The organism is Pseudomonas vancouverensis, assembly GCF_004348895.1.
GTDB classification, from domain to species: Bacteria; Pseudomonadota; Gammaproteobacteria; order Pseudomonadales; family Pseudomonadaceae; genus Aquipseudomonas; species Aquipseudomonas vancouverensis.
On sequence record NZ_RRZK01000012.1, the window covers coordinates 135,749 to 151,639 of the forward strand.

Annotated in this window: 12 protein-coding genes; 11 read left to right on the forward strand and 1 reads right to left on the reverse strand. The window is 62.3% G+C overall.

The genetic code is table 11. The features are described from left to right. The first annotated feature begins 295 nt into the window (after window positions 1-295). The 11 genes from EIY72_RS12555 to EIY72_RS12605 all read left to right on the forward strand — a co-directional run bounded on the left by EIY72_RS12555 (window position 296) and on the right by EIY72_RS12605 (window position 14,691). The gene (locus EIY72_RS12555; protein WP_093221316.1) at window positions 296-1,087 is read left to right on the forward strand and encodes an enoyl-CoA hydratase/isomerase family protein; all 792 of its coding nucleotides are present in this window, start codon (window positions 296-298) and stop codon (window positions 1,085-1,087) included. 50 nt (window positions 1,088-1,137) lie between these two features. Continuing rightward, window positions 1,138-2,298 carry an acyl-CoA dehydrogenase family protein gene (locus EIY72_RS12560; protein WP_093221304.1) on the forward strand — a complete coding sequence of 387 codons (1,161 nt, stop codon included), beginning with the start codon at window positions 1,138-1,140 and terminating at the stop codon, window positions 2,296-2,298. A gap of 18 nt (window positions 2,299-2,316) precedes the next feature. Beyond that, a complete protein-coding gene (locus EIY72_RS12565; RefSeq protein ID WP_093221298.1) occupies window positions 2,317-4,416 on the forward strand; it encodes an acetate--CoA ligase family protein in 2,100 nt (699 codons plus the stop codon). 10 nt (window positions 4,417-4,426) lie between these two features. Then, entirely contained in the window at window positions 4,427-6,034 is a 1,608-nt protein-coding gene (locus EIY72_RS12570) for a 5-guanidino-2-oxopentanoate decarboxylase (RefSeq protein ID WP_093230537.1), read from the forward strand. A gap of 24 nt (window positions 6,035-6,058) precedes the next feature. Next, entirely contained in the window at window positions 6,059-7,249 is a 1,191-nt protein-coding gene (locus EIY72_RS12575) for a pyridoxal phosphate-dependent aminotransferase (RefSeq protein WP_093221296.1), read from the forward strand. After that, window positions 7,242-8,657 (forward strand): aldehyde dehydrogenase family protein, encoded by a 1,416-nt coding sequence (locus EIY72_RS12580; protein WP_093221293.1) that lies wholly within the window; start codon window positions 7,242-7,244, stop codon window positions 8,655-8,657. Before EIY72_RS12575 ends, EIY72_RS12580 begins: the two co-directional genes overlap by 8 nt. A 98-nt stretch (window positions 8,658-8,755) precedes the next feature. Next, the gene (locus EIY72_RS12585) at window positions 8,756-10,369 is read left to right on the forward strand and encodes an ABC transporter substrate-binding protein (protein ID WP_093221289.1); all 1,614 of its coding nucleotides are present in this window, start codon (window positions 8,756-8,758) and stop codon (window positions 10,367-10,369) included. A 162-nt stretch (window positions 10,370-10,531) separates the two neighbouring features. Continuing rightward, window positions 10,532-11,491, forward strand: a complete 960-nt coding sequence (locus EIY72_RS12590) for an ABC transporter permease (RefSeq protein WP_093221286.1) — start codon at window positions 10,532-10,534, stop codon at window positions 11,489-11,491. Between the two features lie 3 nt (window positions 11,492-11,494). Next, complete coding sequence (locus EIY72_RS12595) at window positions 11,495-12,322, forward strand: ABC transporter permease (protein WP_093221282.1); 828 nt, start codon at window positions 11,495-11,497, stop codon at window positions 12,320-12,322. 2 nt (window positions 12,323-12,324) lie between these two features. Beyond that, on the forward strand, window positions 12,325-13,971 hold the full coding sequence (locus tag EIY72_RS12600; RefSeq protein ID WP_093221280.1) for an ABC transporter ATP-binding protein: 1,647 nt from the start codon (window positions 12,325-12,327) through the stop codon (window positions 13,969-13,971). A 9-nt stretch (window positions 13,972-13,980) separates the two neighbouring features. Beyond that, on the forward strand, window positions 13,981-14,691 hold the full coding sequence (locus tag EIY72_RS12605) for an NAD(P)H-dependent oxidoreductase (RefSeq protein WP_093221276.1): 711 nt from the start codon (window positions 13,981-13,983) through the stop codon (window positions 14,689-14,691). Between the two features lie 88 nt (window positions 14,692-14,779). Here the strand turns inward: EIY72_RS12605 and EIY72_RS30245 are convergent, their stop codons facing one another. After that, window positions 14,780-15,889: an RHS repeat-associated core domain-containing protein gene (locus tag EIY72_RS30245; protein WP_093221273.1), complete on the reverse strand. Its 1,110-nt coding sequence runs from the start codon at window positions 15,887-15,889 to the stop codon at window positions 14,780-14,782. Window positions 15,890-15,891 lie beyond the last annotated feature (2 nt).

Here is a 15,891-nt window from a genome sequence, read left to right on the forward strand (position 1 = left end):
CTGTCAGTCGCCCAGTGGTGTCTGACCCACCATCGCGAGCAGGCTCGCTCCTACAGGTTTTTGCGGTGAGACAAAGTCCAGGGACCTACCGCCTGTCGCTAGTTGTTCGAAGTTGTAACAGCGCCATCGCCCGATTTCGCTTCATCAATAAAAAAGCTAATAAAACCAATTGCCTACGGATTGCATAAGCCTGTTACAGCTTATTTATCCGCCGATTGCCGCCTTACTGAACACTCGTTTAGTATGAGCTCAAGTCGCGTCACCTCAGACCCATCACAATAATTAGAGGATTCCCATGACCGCTCAACCGTCGCTGCTCAGCCAAGTCGAAGCAGGCGTTGCCTGGATCACCCTCAATCGCACCGCCCAGCGCAATGCGCTGGACATTCCAACCCTGAAAAACCTGCACGCCTTGCTCGATGCGTACAACGCCGATCCCGCCGTGCGCGTGGTGGTGTTGACCGGCAGCGGCCGCAGTTTCTGCGCCGGCGCCGACCTCGACGAATGGGCCGATGCCGAAGCCCGTGGCGCCCTGGAAACCTACGGCTGGACCGAAACCGCTCACGCCCTGATGACCCGTCTGCACAGCCTGGAAAAACCCACGGTCGCTGCCATCAACGGCACCGCCGTCGGCGCGGGCATGGACTTGACCCTGTGCTGCGACCTGCGCATCGCCGGGCAGTCGGCGCGCTTCAAGGCCGGTTACACCAGCATGGCTTACTCGCCGGACGCCGGCGCCAGCTGGCACCTGCCACGGCTGATCGGCAGCGAACAGGCCAAGCGTCTGCTGTTTCTCGATGAGCTGTGGGGCGCCGACCGTGCCCTGGCGGCGGGGCTGGTCGGTGAAGTCTGTGCCGACGATCAACTGCTCACCGTGACCAACGAACTGGCGACACGCCTGGCAGCAGGTCCGACCTTCGCCTTCGCGCAAACCAAGAAACTCATCCGTGACGGCGCCGAACGCAGCCTCGCTGAACAATTGCAAGCCGAGCTCGCCGCCGGTCTGTTGTGTGGGCGTAGCGAAGACGGCAGCGAGGCCCTGCGCGCCGCCATGGAAAAACGCCCGGCGAATTTTGTCGGCCGTTAAGACGGACCGTTTTGCCCACCTCTATCAGCACACGAACAACAGGTAGCAGCATGAATTTCCAACTGACCCAAGAACAAGAAATGTTGGTGGACTCGGTACGCAGCTTCGTCGAGAAGGAACTGCTGCCTTACGAAACCGAAGTCGACCGTGCCGACGAAGTGTCCCCGGAACTGGCCGCGCAGATTCGTGGCAAGGCCATCGCTGCCGGTTTCTACGCCTTCAACATGCCCGAAGAAGTGGGCGGTGGCGGCCTCGATTACCTGTCCCAGGCCCTCATCGAACGTGAGCTGTCGAAAGTCTCCTGGGCGCTGCACGTGTTCGTCGCACGGCCGTCGAAGATCCTCATGGCCTGCACCGGTGACCAGATCAACGACTACCTGCTGCCGTGCATCCAGGGCGAGAAAATCGACTGCTTCGCCCTGACCGAACCGGGTGCCGGTTCCGACGCCAACGCAATCAAGACCCGCGCCGTGCGTGAAGGCGACGACTTCGTCCTCAATGGCAGCAAGCACTTCATCAGCCACGCCGGCCATGCCGATTTCGCCATCGTCTTTGCCGTCACCGACACCTACGAGCACAACGGCAAGAAGCGCAACGCCGTGACCTCGTTCCTGGTCGACCGCAACACCCCGGGCATGACCATTCGCCGTGGTCCCAAGTGCGTCAGCAACCGTGGTTACCACACCTTCGAAATGTTCTTCGACGACTGCCGCGTACCGGCGAGCAAAGTGCTCGGCGAAGTCGGCAAGGGCTGGGACGTGGCCAACGCCTGGCTGACTGCCGGGCGGGTGATGGTCGCGGCCAACTGCGTCGGTCAGGCCCAGCGTGCGCTCGACGTATCGCTGCAATGGGCGGCGGACCGCAAGCAGTTCGGTCAGGCCATCGGCAACTTCCAGGGCGTGTCGTTCAAGTTGGCGGACATGGCCACGCAGATCCGCGCCGCCGAGCTGCTGACCCTGCACACCGCGTGGAAAATGGACCAGGGCACCATGACCGACGGCGAGGCCGGCATGGCCAAGTTGTTCGCCAGTGAAGTGCTGGGCCGTGCTGCCGACGAAGCAGTGCAGATCTTCGGCGGCATGGGCCTGATGGATGAAAGCCCGGTGGAGCGCATCTGGCGTAACGCACGGATCGAGCGGGTCTGGGAAGGCACCTCGGAAATCCAGCGTCACATCATTTCCCGCGAACTGCTGCGGCCACTGTTGCGCTGATCGGGTCGGAGAATTCCCATGTCGCAAACCATTCGTGACAACCTCAAGCGCATGCTTGCACCGCAACACGTCGCTTTTGTCGGCGGGCGCAGCATGGCCCGTGCCCTCAAGCGCTGTGCCGAGGGCGGCTACCAAGGCCAGATGTGGCTGGTCAACCCGCAGCACGACAGCCTCGAAGGCGTGCCGTGCGTGCGCAGCGTCGCCGAGCTGCCCTGCGGCCCGGACGCGGTGTTCATCGCCACCAACCGCGAGCTGACCCTGACCTGCGTCGCCGAGCTGGCGGCCGTCGGTGCCGGCGGCGCGATCTGCTATGCCTCGGGCTTTGCCGAAACCGGCGCCGAAGGCCAGGCCCTGCAACAGCAACTGCTCGAAGCCGCCGGCGACATGGCCTTGCTCGGCCCCAACTGCTACGGCTTGCTCGACTACCTGCACAGCTCGGCGCTGTGGCCGGTGGCCCATGGCGGCAAGGCGGTGGAGAAGGGCGTAGCGGTGCTGACCCAGAGCGGCAACTTCGCCTACAACCTGTCGATGAGCGACCGTTCGTTGCCGGTGGCCTACATGGCCTCGGTGGGCAACCAGGCACAACTGGGTGTGGCCGAACTGATGGACGTGCTGCTCGACGAGCCCCGCGTCACCGCCATCGGCCTGCACCTGGAAGGTTTGAAAAACGTGCCCGGCTTCGCCCGTGCCGCACACAAGGCGCTGGAGAAGGGCATCCCGATCATCGCCCTGAAAACCGGTGTGTCGCAGATCGGTGCCGAACTGGCCTTGAGTCACACCAGTTCGCTGTCGGGTTCCGATGCGCTGTATGACGCCCTGTTCGATCGCCTCGGGGTGATCCGCGTCAGTGGACCGGTTAGCTTCGTCGAAACCCTGAAAGCCGCGGCCTGCGGAAACCTGCCGGCCGGCAACAGCCTGATCGCCCTGGCCTGTTCCGGCGGCGATGCCGGGCTGATTGCCGACTATTCGGAACGCAACGAGCTGACGTTGCCAAAACTCGATCAAGGTCAGGTCGGTGAACTGGCGCAGGTGCTGCCGACCTACGCCAACCTGGTCAATCCGCTGGACTTTACCACGGCGATCTGGGGTGACGGCGAGGCGCTCAATCGCATGCTCGACAGTGCCCTGCGCACCGAAGCCGATGCAGCGATGCTGGTGCTCGACTATCCGGCGGAATTTACCGGCGAGCGCAAGGAGTGCGACCTGCTGCTGGACCTGTACTGCAAGGCGCTGGTTCGCCACGGCAAGACCGGTTTTGTCACTTCGGCTTTCCCGGAACTGCTGCCACCCCACGCCCGTGAGCGTTTGCATGGCCAAGGCGTGGCGGCGTTGCAAGGGGTCGAGGACGGTCTGGCCGCGTGGGGTCGCATTGCCGGTTATCAGCTTAATCGCCAGGCGCTGTTGGCGCTGGGTGAATCGGCACTGGTGCCGCTGTGCCCGCAGGCACTGCACGGCGAGGGGCAATTGCTCAATGAATGGGATTCGAAGCAGGCACTGAAAGCCTTCGGCCTGCCGACGCCCAACGGTGCCTTGAGTACCCCGGCCAGCGCACTGAAGGACGCCGAGAAACTCGGCTATCCGCTGGTTGTGAAAGCCGTCAGTGCACAGTTGCCGCACAAGACCGAGGCCGGCGCCGTGGCGCTGAACCTCAAGGACGGCGCGGCATTGGGCGCAGCCCTGGAAAAAATGCGCAGCAGCATCGCTGCCTACGCGCCGGGCGTGCCCTTCGATCAACTGCTGCTGGAGCCGATGGCATCACCGCCCTTGGCAGAATTGATCGTTGGCATCAAACGCGAAAACGATTTCGCCCTGGCCCTGGTCATCGGCGCCGGCGGCATTCTGGTGGAATTGCTCAAGGACAGTCGCAGCCTGTTGCTGCCGACCACCGACGGGGCGATTCGCCAGGCCTTGTTGAGCCTGCGCAGTGCCGCGCTGTTGCAAGGCTTCCGTGGCCGTGAAGAGGCAGATCTGGAGGCGCTGGTCGCCGCGATTCGCGCCGTGGCCGACTACGCCTGCGAGAACGTCGCGCACCTGCTGGAACTGGATGTAAACCCATTGTTGGTTGGTGCCCAGGGCACCACTGCGGTCGACGCGTTGATTCGTCTCGGCCAAGCGTGAGGACATGAACATGCAAAGCAAAACCTTGACCGGCGGCCAGGCCCTGGTGCGGCTGTTGGCCAACTACGGTGTCGACACCGTGTTCGGAATCCCCGGCGTGCACACCCTTGAGCTGTATCGCGGCTTGCCGGGCAGCGGCATTCGTCATGTCCTGACCCGTCATGAACAAGGCGCGAGCTTCATGGCTGACGGCTACGCCCGTGTCAGCGGCAAACCGGGCGTGTGCTTCGTCATCACCGGCCCCGGCGTGACCAACGCCGCAACCGGTATCGGCCAGGCCTACGCCGATTCGATCCCGATGCTGGTGATTTCCAGCGTCAACCACACCGCCAGCCTCGGCAAGGGCTGGGGCATTCTCCACGAATGTCAGGACCAGCGTGGGATGACCGCACCGATCACCGCGTTTTCCGCCGTGGCCCTGACCGCCGAAGACCTGCCGGAATTGGTCGCCCGTGCCTATGCGGTGTTCGACAGCGAGCGTCCGCGCCCGGTGCACATCTCGGTGCCCCTGGACGTGCTGGCGGCACCGATTACTCGTGACTGGAGCAACGAAGTGGTACGCCGTCCGGGTCGTGGCCCGGCAAACGCCACTGCACTGGATGCGGCCGTGGCCAAACTCAAAGGCGCCAAGCGCCCGATGATCATTGCCGGCGGCGGCGCCTTGAACGCAGCGCAGGAACTCGGCGAACTGAGCACGCGTCTGGCTGCGCCGCTGTTCACCAGCGTCGCCGGTAAAGGCCTGCTGCCACCGGATGCTCCACTCAATGCCGGTTCGTCGCTGTGCGTGGAACCGGGCTGGAAGCTGATCGCCGAGGCCGATGTGGTGCTGGCGGTCGGCACCGAAATGGCCGACACCGACTATTGGCGTGAGCGCTTGCCACTGAATGCCGAGCTGCTGCGTGTCGACATCGACCCGCGCAAGTTCAACGACTTCTATCCCTGCGCTGTCGCGTTGCACGGTGATGCTCAACAAACCCTCAGCGGATTGCTGGAGCGTTTGCCGAGTGAAGTGCGCAACGCCACGGCGGCGGTTGCTGCGGTTGCCGCGTTGCGTGAAGCGGTCAAGGCCGGTCACGCGCCGTTGCAGGCGATCCACCAGGCGATTCTCGAACGCATCGCTGCGGAATTGCCGGACAACGCCTTCATCAGCACCGACATGACCCAACTGGCCTACACCGGTAACTACGCCTTCGACAGCGCGGCCACCCGCAGCTGGTTGCACCCGACCGGTTACGGCACCCTCGGCTATGGCCTGCCCGCAGGGATCGGCGCCAAGTTCGGCGCGCCGCAACGTCCGGGCCTGGTGCTGGTTGGCGACGGTGGATTCCTTTACACCGCCCAGGAACTGGCAACCGCCGTCGAAGAACTCGACAGCCCGCTGGTGGTGCTGCTGTGGAACAACGACGCCCTGGGGCAGATCCGCGACGACATGATCGGCCTCGATATCGAGCCGGTCGGCGTGCTGCCGCGCAACCCGGATTTCGCCGCGCTGGGCCGCGCCTTCGGTTGCACCGTGAACCAGCCGCAAAGCCTGGCCGAACTGCAAACCGACTTGCGCCACGGCTTCAAGCGCAACGGCGTGACCCTGATCGAGCTCAAGCATGCCTGCGCCCATTGATGTGCATTTAAGGGGAATCAAGCCATGCGCTTTTCCGATCTGACTCAACGTATCGCCGGTGACGGCGCCGCCGCGTGGGACATTCACTACCGCGCGCTGGCCTTGCGCGAGCAGGGCGAAGACATCCTGCTGCTGTCGGTGGGCGATCCGGATTTCGACACGCCGGTGCCCATCGTCCAGGGCGCCATCGACAGCCTGCTCAACGGCAACACCCATTACGCCGAAGTGCGCGGCAAGCGTGCCCTGCGCGAGGCGATTGCCAAGCGTCATCGACAGCGCAGCGGCCAGGCCGTTTCGGCGGATCAGGTGACTGTGCTGGCCGGCGCGCAATGTGCGCTGTTCAGCGTTGCCCAATGCGTGTTGAACCCCGGCGACGAGGTGATAGTCGCCGAACCCATGTACGTCACCTATGAAGCGGTGTTCGGTGCCTGCGGCGCGGTGGTGGTGCCGGTGCCGGTGCGTTCCGAGAACGGCTTTCGCGTATTGCCCGAAGACGTCGCCGCGCGTATCACCCCGCGTACCCGCGCCCTGGCGCTGAACAGCCCGCACAACCCTTCAGGGGCGAGCCTGCCGCGCAGTACCTGGCAGGCGTTGGCTGAGCTGTGTATCGCCCATGACCTGTGGCTGATTTCCGATGAGGTCTACAGCGAGCTGCTGTTCGACGGTGAGCACGTCAGTCCGGCGAGCCTGTCGGGCATGGCCGAACGCACCGCGACCCTCAACAGCCTGTCGAAATCCCACGCCATGACCGGCTGGCGCGTGGGCTGGGTGGTGGCGCCGCCGTCCCTGGCCGCGCACCTGGAAAACCTCGCGTTGTGCATGCTCTACGGCTCGCCGGACTTCATCCAGGACGCTGCCGTGGTCGCGCTGGATAGCCACCTGCCGGAACTGGACGCCATGCGCGAAGCCTATCGCCAGCGTCGCGACCTGGTGTGCGAGTGCCTCGCCGATTGCCCCGGCATCCGCGCCTTGAAACCCGATGGCGGCATGTTCGTGATGGTCGATATCCGCGAAACCGGGCTCAGCGCCCAGGCGTTTGCCGATCGCCTGCTGGATCGCCATGGCGTCTCGGTGCTGGCCGGCGAAGCCTTTGGCCCGAGTGCCGCCGGGCATATCCGCCTGGGTCTGGTGGTCGGCGCCGCGCCCCTGCGTGACGCCTGCCAACGCATTGCCCGTTGTGCTCAAGAACTGATGGAGGTCGAGGTTGATGCTTAATCACAAGGCGCTGTTTATCGATGGTCGCTGGCAAGTTCCTGCGGGGCAGGGCATTGCCGAGGTGATCAACCCGGCCACTGAAGAAGTCTGCGGCAGCGTGCCGTTGGGCGATGAACGTGATGTCGACAACGCCGTTGCGGCGGCGCGCAAGGCGTTTGCATCCTGGTCGCGCACGCCCTCCAGCGTACGCGCAGGCTACATCCGTGCATTAGCCGAACAGCTGAAGAACCGCGCCGATGAAATGGCCGCGGTGATCACCACGGAACTGGGCATGCCGGTAATGTGGTCGCGCTCGGTGCAGGTCGACGGGCCGATCATCGGCCTGGAACAGTACGTCGAACTCGCCGGCTTGATGGACGAAGTGCGTGAAATCGGCAATTCGCTGGTGATCCGCGAGGCGGTGGGCGTATGTGCTTTCATCAATCCGTGGAATTACCCGCTGCATCAACTGATCGGCAAACTGGCCCCGGCGCTGGCGGCCGGTTGCACAGTGGTGGTCAAACCGAGCCAGGACACCCCGCTGCATGCCTTCCTGCTCGCCCAGATGATCGAAGACATCGGCCTGCCGGCCGGTGTGTTCAACCTGGTCAGTGGTCCGGGCTCGAAAGTCGGCGAAGCGCTGGCCAAACACCCGGACGTGGACATGGTCTCGTTCACCGGCTCCACCGGCGCCGGGGTGCGCGTCGCGCAAGCGGCGGCGCCGTCGGTCAAGCGCGTGTGCCTGGAGCTGGGCGGCAAGTCACCGCTGTTGATTGCCGAAGACGCCGATCTCGCCGCCGCCGTGCGTTACGGCGTGCAGGACGTGATGATCAACTCGGGCCAGACCTGCACCGCGCTCACCCGCATGCTGTTGCCGGCCAGCCGTTACGCCGAAGCCGTGGAACTGGCCCTGGCCGAAACCCTGAGCCTGCGCATGGGCGATCCGCTCGATCCACAAAGCTTCCTCGGCCCGATGTGTTCGGCGGGGCAGAAGCGCACCGTGCTCGACTACATCAAGGTCGGCCAGCAGGAAGGTGCACGCCTGCTCTGCGGTGGCGACGGCGCTCCGGCGTTCGAGCGCGGTTTCTACGTCGCGCCGACGCTGTTTGCCGACGTCGATAACCGCATGCGCATCGCCCAGGAAGAAATTTTCGGCCCGGTGCTGTGCCTGATCCCTTATGCCGACGAGGCGCAAGCCGTACAGATGGCCAACGACTCGCCGTTCGGCCTGTCCAGCGGCGTCTGGGCCGGCAGTGCCGAGCGTACCTTGCAACTGGGGCGGCAGATGCGCGCGGGGCAGTGCTTTCTCAATGACGCGGCGTTCAACTACCAGGCGCCGTTTGGTGGCTACAAACAGTCGGGCAATGGCCGCGAATGGGGCGAGGAGGGGCTGAACGAATTCGTCGAAGTCAAGGCGATCCAGGTGTGACCGTTGGCGACTCTTCCGTTGTATGCACCGGGCCCTGGCCCGGTGTCTTGCGTGGTTTTGAATCGGTATTCCATTAGGTTTTGATCAGGGGCAATGCAATGAGCGATAACAAAAACAAGATTACTCAAGCGAACCATGAATTCAGTTTCCCACGTAGGGATTTTCTTATAGGGAGTCTGAAGTACAGCGCGGCCGCCGCCGCAGTGGCCGGGGCATTCTCCATGGGCCTGCCGTTGGGCGCCTTTGCCGCAGAAGCCACACCAAAACCGGGCGGCGTCCTGCGCCTGGGCCTGGCCGGTGGCAGCACCACCGACTCCAAGGATCCAGGCTCGTGGGCCGACACCTTCACCTTTGTCGGCTTCTCGGCGGTCTATAACACCCTCACGGAAATAGCCGTCGATGGCACGGCGATTCCTGAGCTGGCCGAGAGCTGGACCTCGACCCCGGATGCCCGCGTCTGGACCTTCAAGGTCCGTCAGGGCGTGACCTTCCACAACGGCAAGACCCTCGACGCCAATGACGTGGTGGCGTCGATCCAGCACCATCTCGGCGACAAGTCCACCTCGGCGGCGAAAACGGTGCTGGGCGACGTGGCCAAAGTCAGCGCAAACGGCAGTGACAGCGTGGTGTTCGAATTGCACTCGGGCAACGCCGACTTCTCCTACGTGGTCGCTGACTATCACCTGGTGATCATGCCCGCCAAGGACGGTGTGCCGGACTGGCAGGCCGGTGTCGGCACCGGCGGCTATCGCCTCAAGGACTTCGAACCGGGCGTGCGCATGACCCTGGAACGCAGCCCCGACTACTGGAAGCCGGGTCGCGCGCATTTTGCCAGCGCCGAACTGTTGGCGATTGCCGACGGCGCGGCGCGGGTCAATGCGCTGGTCACCGGGCAAGTCGACGTGATCAACAAGGTCGACCTCAAGACCGTGTCTTTGCTCAAGCGCAACCCGAACCTGGTCATCGAGGAAACCAAAGGGGCCCAGCACTACACCTTCCCGATGCTCACCGACAGTCAGGTGTTCCAGAACAACGACGTGCGCATGGCCATGAAGCATGCGATCAACCGTGAAACCCTGCTGGCCTCGGTGCTCTACGGCTATGGCCTGGTGGGCAACGACCACCCGATCCAGCCGGGCAGTCGTTTCATCAACAGCGCGCTTGAGCAACGCACTTACGATCCGGACAAGTCGAAGTTCTATCTGAAGAGGGCCGGCCTGGACTCGCTCAAAGTGCGCCTGCAAGCTTCTGACGCGGCCTACACAGGTGCCGTGGATGCGTCCGTGTTGTTCAAGGAACAGGCCCGCGCCGCCGGGATCGACATTGACGTGGTGCGTGAGCCGGCGGACGGCTACTTCTCCAATGTGTGGATGAAGCAGCCGTTCACTGCATCCTTCTGGTACAGCAGCCTGACCGCCGACCGCATGTTCAGCATCGGTTACGCCAAAGGCGCGGCGTGGAACGAAACCCACTGGGACAACCCGCGTTTCAACCAGTTGCTCAATGCGGCCCGGGGCGAGATGAATCAACCGCTGCGCCAGGAAATGTACAACGAGATGCAGGCGCTGTGCCGGGACGAGGGCGGGGCGATTGTGCCGCTGTTTGCAAGCTCCGTGGCGGCACGATCCAACAAGGTGGTGCACGGCGGCCAGACCGCGCCTTACGGTGAGCTGGATGGGCTGCGGGTGATCGAGCGGTGGTGGCAGGCGTAAGCGCCCGTCAAATCGATGAAGCCCCGTGGGAGCGAGCTTGCTCGCGATAGCAATCGGTCAGTCAACAGCCGTTTTGAATGAACCGCCGCCATCGCGAGCAAGCTCGCTCCCACAGTAGAAATCTGTACCTGCACCCGCGTGCCCACTCCAAGGAACCGCACGATGAAGAGTCTTTACAAGCTGCTCCTGCAGCGCCTGGCATTAGGGCTGTTATCGCTGTTCGCGGTCTCGGTCATTATTTTTCTCGCTGTCGGCATGCTCCCGGGTGACATCGCCCAGGCCATGCTCGGCCAGTCCGCCACCCCGGAAACGGTGGCCGCCTACCGTGCGCAACTGGGGCTGGACCTGCCGCCGTTGACCCGTTTCGGTCACTGGATCTGGCACCTGTTGCAAGGCGACCTCGGCGTGTCGCTGGCCAACCAGCGGCCCATCGCCGAACTGGTCGCCACGCGCCTGGGCAATACCTTCAGCCTGGCCTTGCTGGCCGCCATGGTTTCGGTACCGACCGCCTTGCTGCTGGGCATGCTCGCCGCCCTGTATCGCAACAGCTGGTTCGACCGTTTGCTCAACACCTCGGCCCTGAGCGCGGTGTCGTTTCCCGAGTTCTTCGTTGCCTACATCCTGATCCTGGTGTTCGCGGTGAAGCTCGGCTGGTTCCCGAGCATTTCCAACATTGCACCGGATGCCTCGCTGGGTACGATCCTCGAGCGTTCGGTGCTGCCGGTGGCGACCCTCAGTCTGGTGGTGATCGCACAGATGATGCGCATGACCCGCGCCTCACTGATCAACCTGCTGGCCAGCCCCTACATCGAAATGGCCCGGCTCAAGGGCATCAGCCAGGCGCGGATCATCTTCCATCACGCCTTGCCCAATGCCCTGGCGCCCATCGTCAACGTGGTCGCATTGAACCTGGCTTACCTGGTGGTCGGTGTGGTGGTGGTCGAAGTGGTGTTCGTCTACCCGGGTCTCGGCCAGTTGCTGGTCGACTCGGTGTCCAAGCGCGACATCCCGGTGGTGCAGGCCTGCAGCCTGATCTTCGCCGCGACCTACATCCTGCTCAATACCAGCGCCGACGTGCTGTCGATTGCCAGCAACCCACGCCTGATGCATCCGAAGGGGTAGACCATGAGCCTGTTGAAACAACTGTGGCGGGCGCCCCTGAGCGCCCAGTTCGGCCTGTTGATGATTGTGCTGTATGTGTTGGTCGCTGTGTTCGCGCCAGTCCTGGCGCCATTCGGTGAAACCCAGGTGGTCGGCGAAGGCTTCGCGCCGTGGGGCGGGCAGTTCCTGTTGGGCACCGATAACCTCGGGCGCGACATGTTCAGCCGCCTGGTCTACGGCGCCCGCAACACCCTTGGCATCGCTTTCCTGACCACCGTGCTGGCGTTCCTGCTCGGTGGTCTGAGCGGCCTGATCGCCGCGATCAAGGGCGGCGCGGTCGATCAGGCACTGTCGCGGGTGGTGGACATCCTGATGGCGATTCCGCAATTGATCTTCGCCTTGCTGATCTTGAGCGTGGTCGGCACCAACGCCACCTCGCTGGTGCTGGTGATCGCGCTGCTCGATGCAACGCGGGTGTTCCGTCTGTCCCGCGCCGTGGCGATGAACGTGGTGGTGCAGGATTTTGTCGAAGCCGCACGCCTGCGCGGTGAAGGCCTGTGGTGGCTGGTCACCCGCGAAGTGCTGCCCAACGCCGCGGCACCGTTGATTGCCGAGTTCGGCCTGCGGTTCTGCTTTGTGTTCCTGTTCATCAGTGCGCTGTCGTTCCTCGGCCTGGGTATTCAACCGCCGACCGCCGACTGGGGCAGCATGGTCCGCGACAACGCGGTGCTGATCACCTTTGGCGACATCAGTCCGCTGCTGCCTGCGCTTGCCGTGGCGTTGATCACGGTCAGCGTCAACTTCGTCGTCGACTGGATGCTGCACAAATCCAGCGGACTCAAGGAATGCTGAACATGACCACTCAGAAACCTTTACTGGAAATTCGCAACCTGCACATCGAAGGTCACTACGAAGACGCCTGGCACCCGCTGATCAAGGGCATCGACCTGACCCTGCAACGGGGTGAAGTGCTCGGCCTGATCGGTGAATCCGGTGCCGGCAAGTCGACCCTCGGCCTGTCCGCCATGGGCTACACCCGTGACGGTTGCCGCATCACCGGCGGTACAGTGCATTTCGACGGCATCGACTTGCTCAAGGCCAAACCTGAAGCCCTGCGCAAACTGCGCGGCCTGCGCATCGCCTACGTCGCTCAGAGCGCGGCGGCCTCGTTCAACCCGGCCCATCGGCTGATTGACCAGCACGTCGAAACCGCGGTGAAAAACGGCGGCATGAGCCGTGAACAGGCGATGCGCGAAGCCGTCGAACTGTATCGGGTGTTGCGTCTGCCCAACCCCGAGACCATCGGCCAGCGTTACCCGCACCAAGTCTCCGGCGGCCAGTTGCAGCGGGTGATGACCGCCATGGCCATGGCCTGCCACCCGGACCTGATCATCTTCGATGAACCGACCACGGCACTGGACGTCACCACCCAGATCGAAGTGCTCGCGGCGATTCGCGATGCGGTGTCGGTGTACGGCAGCGCCGCCATCTACATCAGCCACGACCTGGCAGTGGTCGCGCAGATGGCCGATCGGATCATGGTGCTGCGCCACGGCAAACTGGTGGAAGAGGCGGAAACCCGGCAGATGCTCGGCAACCCGCAGCAGGACTACACCAAGTCGCTGTGGGCGGTACGCAGTTTTCGCACCGAGCCCAAGGCTTGCCCGCAACAGGAGCAACCGCTGCTGGAGCTGCGTAAAAGCTGTGCCAGTTACGGTGCGCAACCGGTGCTGCACGACGTGTCGTTGAAACTCTATCGCGGGCAGACCCTGGCGGTGATCGGCGAGTCCGGCAGCGGCAAAAGCTCCACGGCGCGACTGATCACCGGCCTGCTGCCGCCGACTTACGGGCAGGTGCTGTACGACGGCGAGCCCTTGCCGGCGGACTTTCGCCAGCGCAGCAAGGAACAACTGCGGCGCATCCAGATGATCTACCAGATCCCCGACACCGCGCTGAACCCGCGCCAGCGCATCGTCGACATCATCGGTCGGCCGTTGACCTTCTACCTTGGCCTCAAGGGCAAGGCCATGCGCGCCCGGGTGGCCGAACTGTTGGAGATGATCGAGCTGGACCCGGCGATCTACATGGAACGCCAGCCGCGGGAACTGTCCGGCGGGCAGAAGCAGCGGGTGTGCATCGCCCGCGCCCTGGCGGCCGACCCGCAACTGATCATCTGCGACGAAGTCACCTCCGCCCTCGATCAACTGGTGGCCGAAGGCGTGCTGAAACTGCTCAACCGTATTCAACAGCAACTCGGTGTCGCCTACCTGTTCATTACCCACGACGTCGCCACTGTTCGCGCGATCGCCGATGAGGTATTGGTGATGCAACGGGGCAGGGTGGTGGACCAGGGCTCGCGCAGCCAGATCTTCACTCCGCCGCACCAGGACTACACCGGGCTGCTGTTTTCCTCCGAACCGCAAATGGACCCCGACTGGCTCGACCGCCTGCTGGCCACACGCTCTGCTAACTCTTCAATCGATACGCTGGAAAAAGTCTAAGGAATCACCATGAAAGTACTGATCGTCCACGCTCACCCGGAGCCGCAATCCTTCACCGCCGCCCTGCGTGACCAGGCCGTCGCCACCCTCCAGGCCCAGGGCCACGAAGTACAGGTCAGTGACCTGTACAAAATGAACTGGAACCCGGTGGCCAGCGACGTCGATTTCTCCAGCCGGGAAAATCCCGACTACCTGGTCTACGCCCTGGAACAACGCCTGGGCGTGAAAAGCCAGTCCCTGGCGGCGGACATCCAGGGCGAACTGGACAAACTGCTGTGGGCCGACCTGTTGATCCTCAACTTCCCGGTCTTCTGGTTCTCCACCCCGGCCATGCTCAAGGGCTGGATCGACCGCGTGCTGGTTTCCGGCATCTGCTACGGCGGCAAACGCTTCTACGACCAGGGCGGCCTGGCCGGCAAGAAAGCACTGGTCACCGTGACCCTCGGTGGGCGCGAACACATGTTCGGCGAGGGCGCGATTCACGGCCCGCTGGAAGACATGCTGCGCCCGCTGCTGCGCGGGACCCTGGCCTATGTCGGGTTTGATGTGCTGGAGCCGTTTGTGGCCTGGCATGTGCCGTATATCAGTGACGAGGCGCGGCAGCAGTTTTTGGTGGATTACGGGCAGCGGTTGCAGTACTTGAGTGATGATCAGCCGTTGGTGTTTCCGAAACTGTCGCAGTTCGACGACAAGCTCTACCCAAGGGGTACTAATAATTAAACATTGATGACTGTCTCGTAATAATTAACGTGCTCGAATAAGGGCGTCAAGATAAATGGTTTGTTTGACGCCCTGTGGCTAATAAGAGCTAAGATTGACGTATTTTAGTAATTCTCCGTATAAATGTAATTGGGAAATGATGCCATTTTAGCCGTTCGGCCTCGTCAAAAATTACTTTTCTATCTGGGTTTTTATCGCTATAAAGTGAAATTTGATTCATGTAGTTTTTGGCTGTATTCGGACTTGCTCGCTGATGTAGAGGTGTTGCAGGGTCGTATACTGATTTACTAATATCAAAAAGTTTATCGTAATTAATGGTGGGTAGTGGGTGGGCTGAGTTCGGGTCCGCGATGCTTTCGAGAAGTTTGAGTTGTTCATTGTTACTTGCTGGTATTCCAGTTAGGTTCTCTGTGATCCTAGCCTGATGTCTTGCGTGCGCAAGATCAGTGCGGTATTTGAGATGTTCAAAGTTATCGGCTGCTTCTGAGACTTTGTGTATTTTGGCTCGATAAGAAACTGCCATTTCCGGAGTTGTTTTTTTCGACAGCTTCGCTACTTTCTGAAAGGTTGAGTATTCTTCAAGAACAATTTCGCCGGTTTTTTTTACTATACGGGCAGCTGCTCGTCGCGACCAGCGTAAAAGTTGTACTGCTAAAAAAATAGAGGCATGCCCGCTGGGGTCATGAGTGTTAATAGGATCTCCTAAACAATATGCGTACGAATTCAATCCACCTTTCCCAAACGGGCTCAAACTGTCCGGACTATTAAACCGCATCAACACTGGATTAAACGCCCGATAACCATTCCCCAACAAATAACACCCGGTCACAGGATCCGGGCGCTCACCGTTGAAACCCAGCAAACTGCTCAAGCCGCTTTCGGCAGGCCGATGGCCGTAAGGTGAGTAGGCAATGGCGTGTCGCGCCGCGTTGGCCTTGGCGGTCTGCAACACCGAGCGCTGCACATCGGCAGCCAACAATGTGGTGTCGAGCGAATCGCCCCGGCGCTGTTGCTGCGCCAACAACAGATCGTCGTGCTGAACAATGGAATAGCCGATGGCCCCTTGTACTTCTGTGGCCAAACGGCTTTTACAGTAGAAACGCTGGCGTACTGGCGCCTCTGACTGGACATGGCCAGTGAGGCGATCCAGCGGGTCGTAGCGATACTGGCAGAGCAAGATTTGCTGAGGGGAGGACATCT

Bases quoted from the DNA above. Each gene is read 5' to 3' on its own strand.
- EIY72_RS12555 (WP_093221316.1), top strand. From the start codon at position 296: ATGACCGCTCAACCGTCGCTGCTCAGCCAAGTCGAAGCAGGCGTTGCC.
- EIY72_RS12560 (WP_093221304.1), top strand. From the start codon at position 1,138: ATGAATTTCCAACTGACCCAAGAACAAGAAATGTTGGTGGACTCGGTA.
- EIY72_RS12565 (WP_093221298.1), top strand. From the start codon at position 2,317: ATGTCGCAAACCATTCGTGACAACCTCAAGCGCATGCTTGCACCGCAA.
- EIY72_RS12570 (WP_093230537.1), top strand. From the start codon at position 4,427: ATGCAAAGCAAAACCTTGACCGGCGGCCAGGCCCTGGTGCGGCTGTTG.
- EIY72_RS12575 (WP_093221296.1), top strand. From the start codon at position 6,059: ATGCGCTTTTCCGATCTGACTCAACGTATCGCCGGTGACGGCGCCGCC.
- EIY72_RS12580 (WP_093221293.1), top strand. From the start codon at position 7,242: ATGCTTAATCACAAGGCGCTGTTTATCGATGGTCGCTGGCAAGTTCCT.
- EIY72_RS12585 (WP_093221289.1), top strand. From the start codon at position 8,756: ATGAGCGATAACAAAAACAAGATTACTCAAGCGAACCATGAATTCAGT.
- EIY72_RS12590 (WP_093221286.1), top strand. From the start codon at position 10,532: ATGAAGAGTCTTTACAAGCTGCTCCTGCAGCGCCTGGCATTAGGGCTG.
- EIY72_RS12595 (WP_093221282.1), top strand. From the start codon at position 11,495: ATGAGCCTGTTGAAACAACTGTGGCGGGCGCCCCTGAGCGCCCAGTTC.
- EIY72_RS12600 (WP_093221280.1), top strand. From the start codon at position 12,325: ATGACCACTCAGAAACCTTTACTGGAAATTCGCAACCTGCACATCGAA.
- EIY72_RS12605 (WP_093221276.1), top strand. From the start codon at position 13,981: ATGAAAGTACTGATCGTCCACGCTCACCCGGAGCCGCAATCCTTCACC.
- EIY72_RS30245 (WP_093221273.1), bottom strand. From the start codon at position 15,889: ATGTCCTCCCCTCAGCAAATCTTGCTCTGCCAGTATCGCTACGACCCG.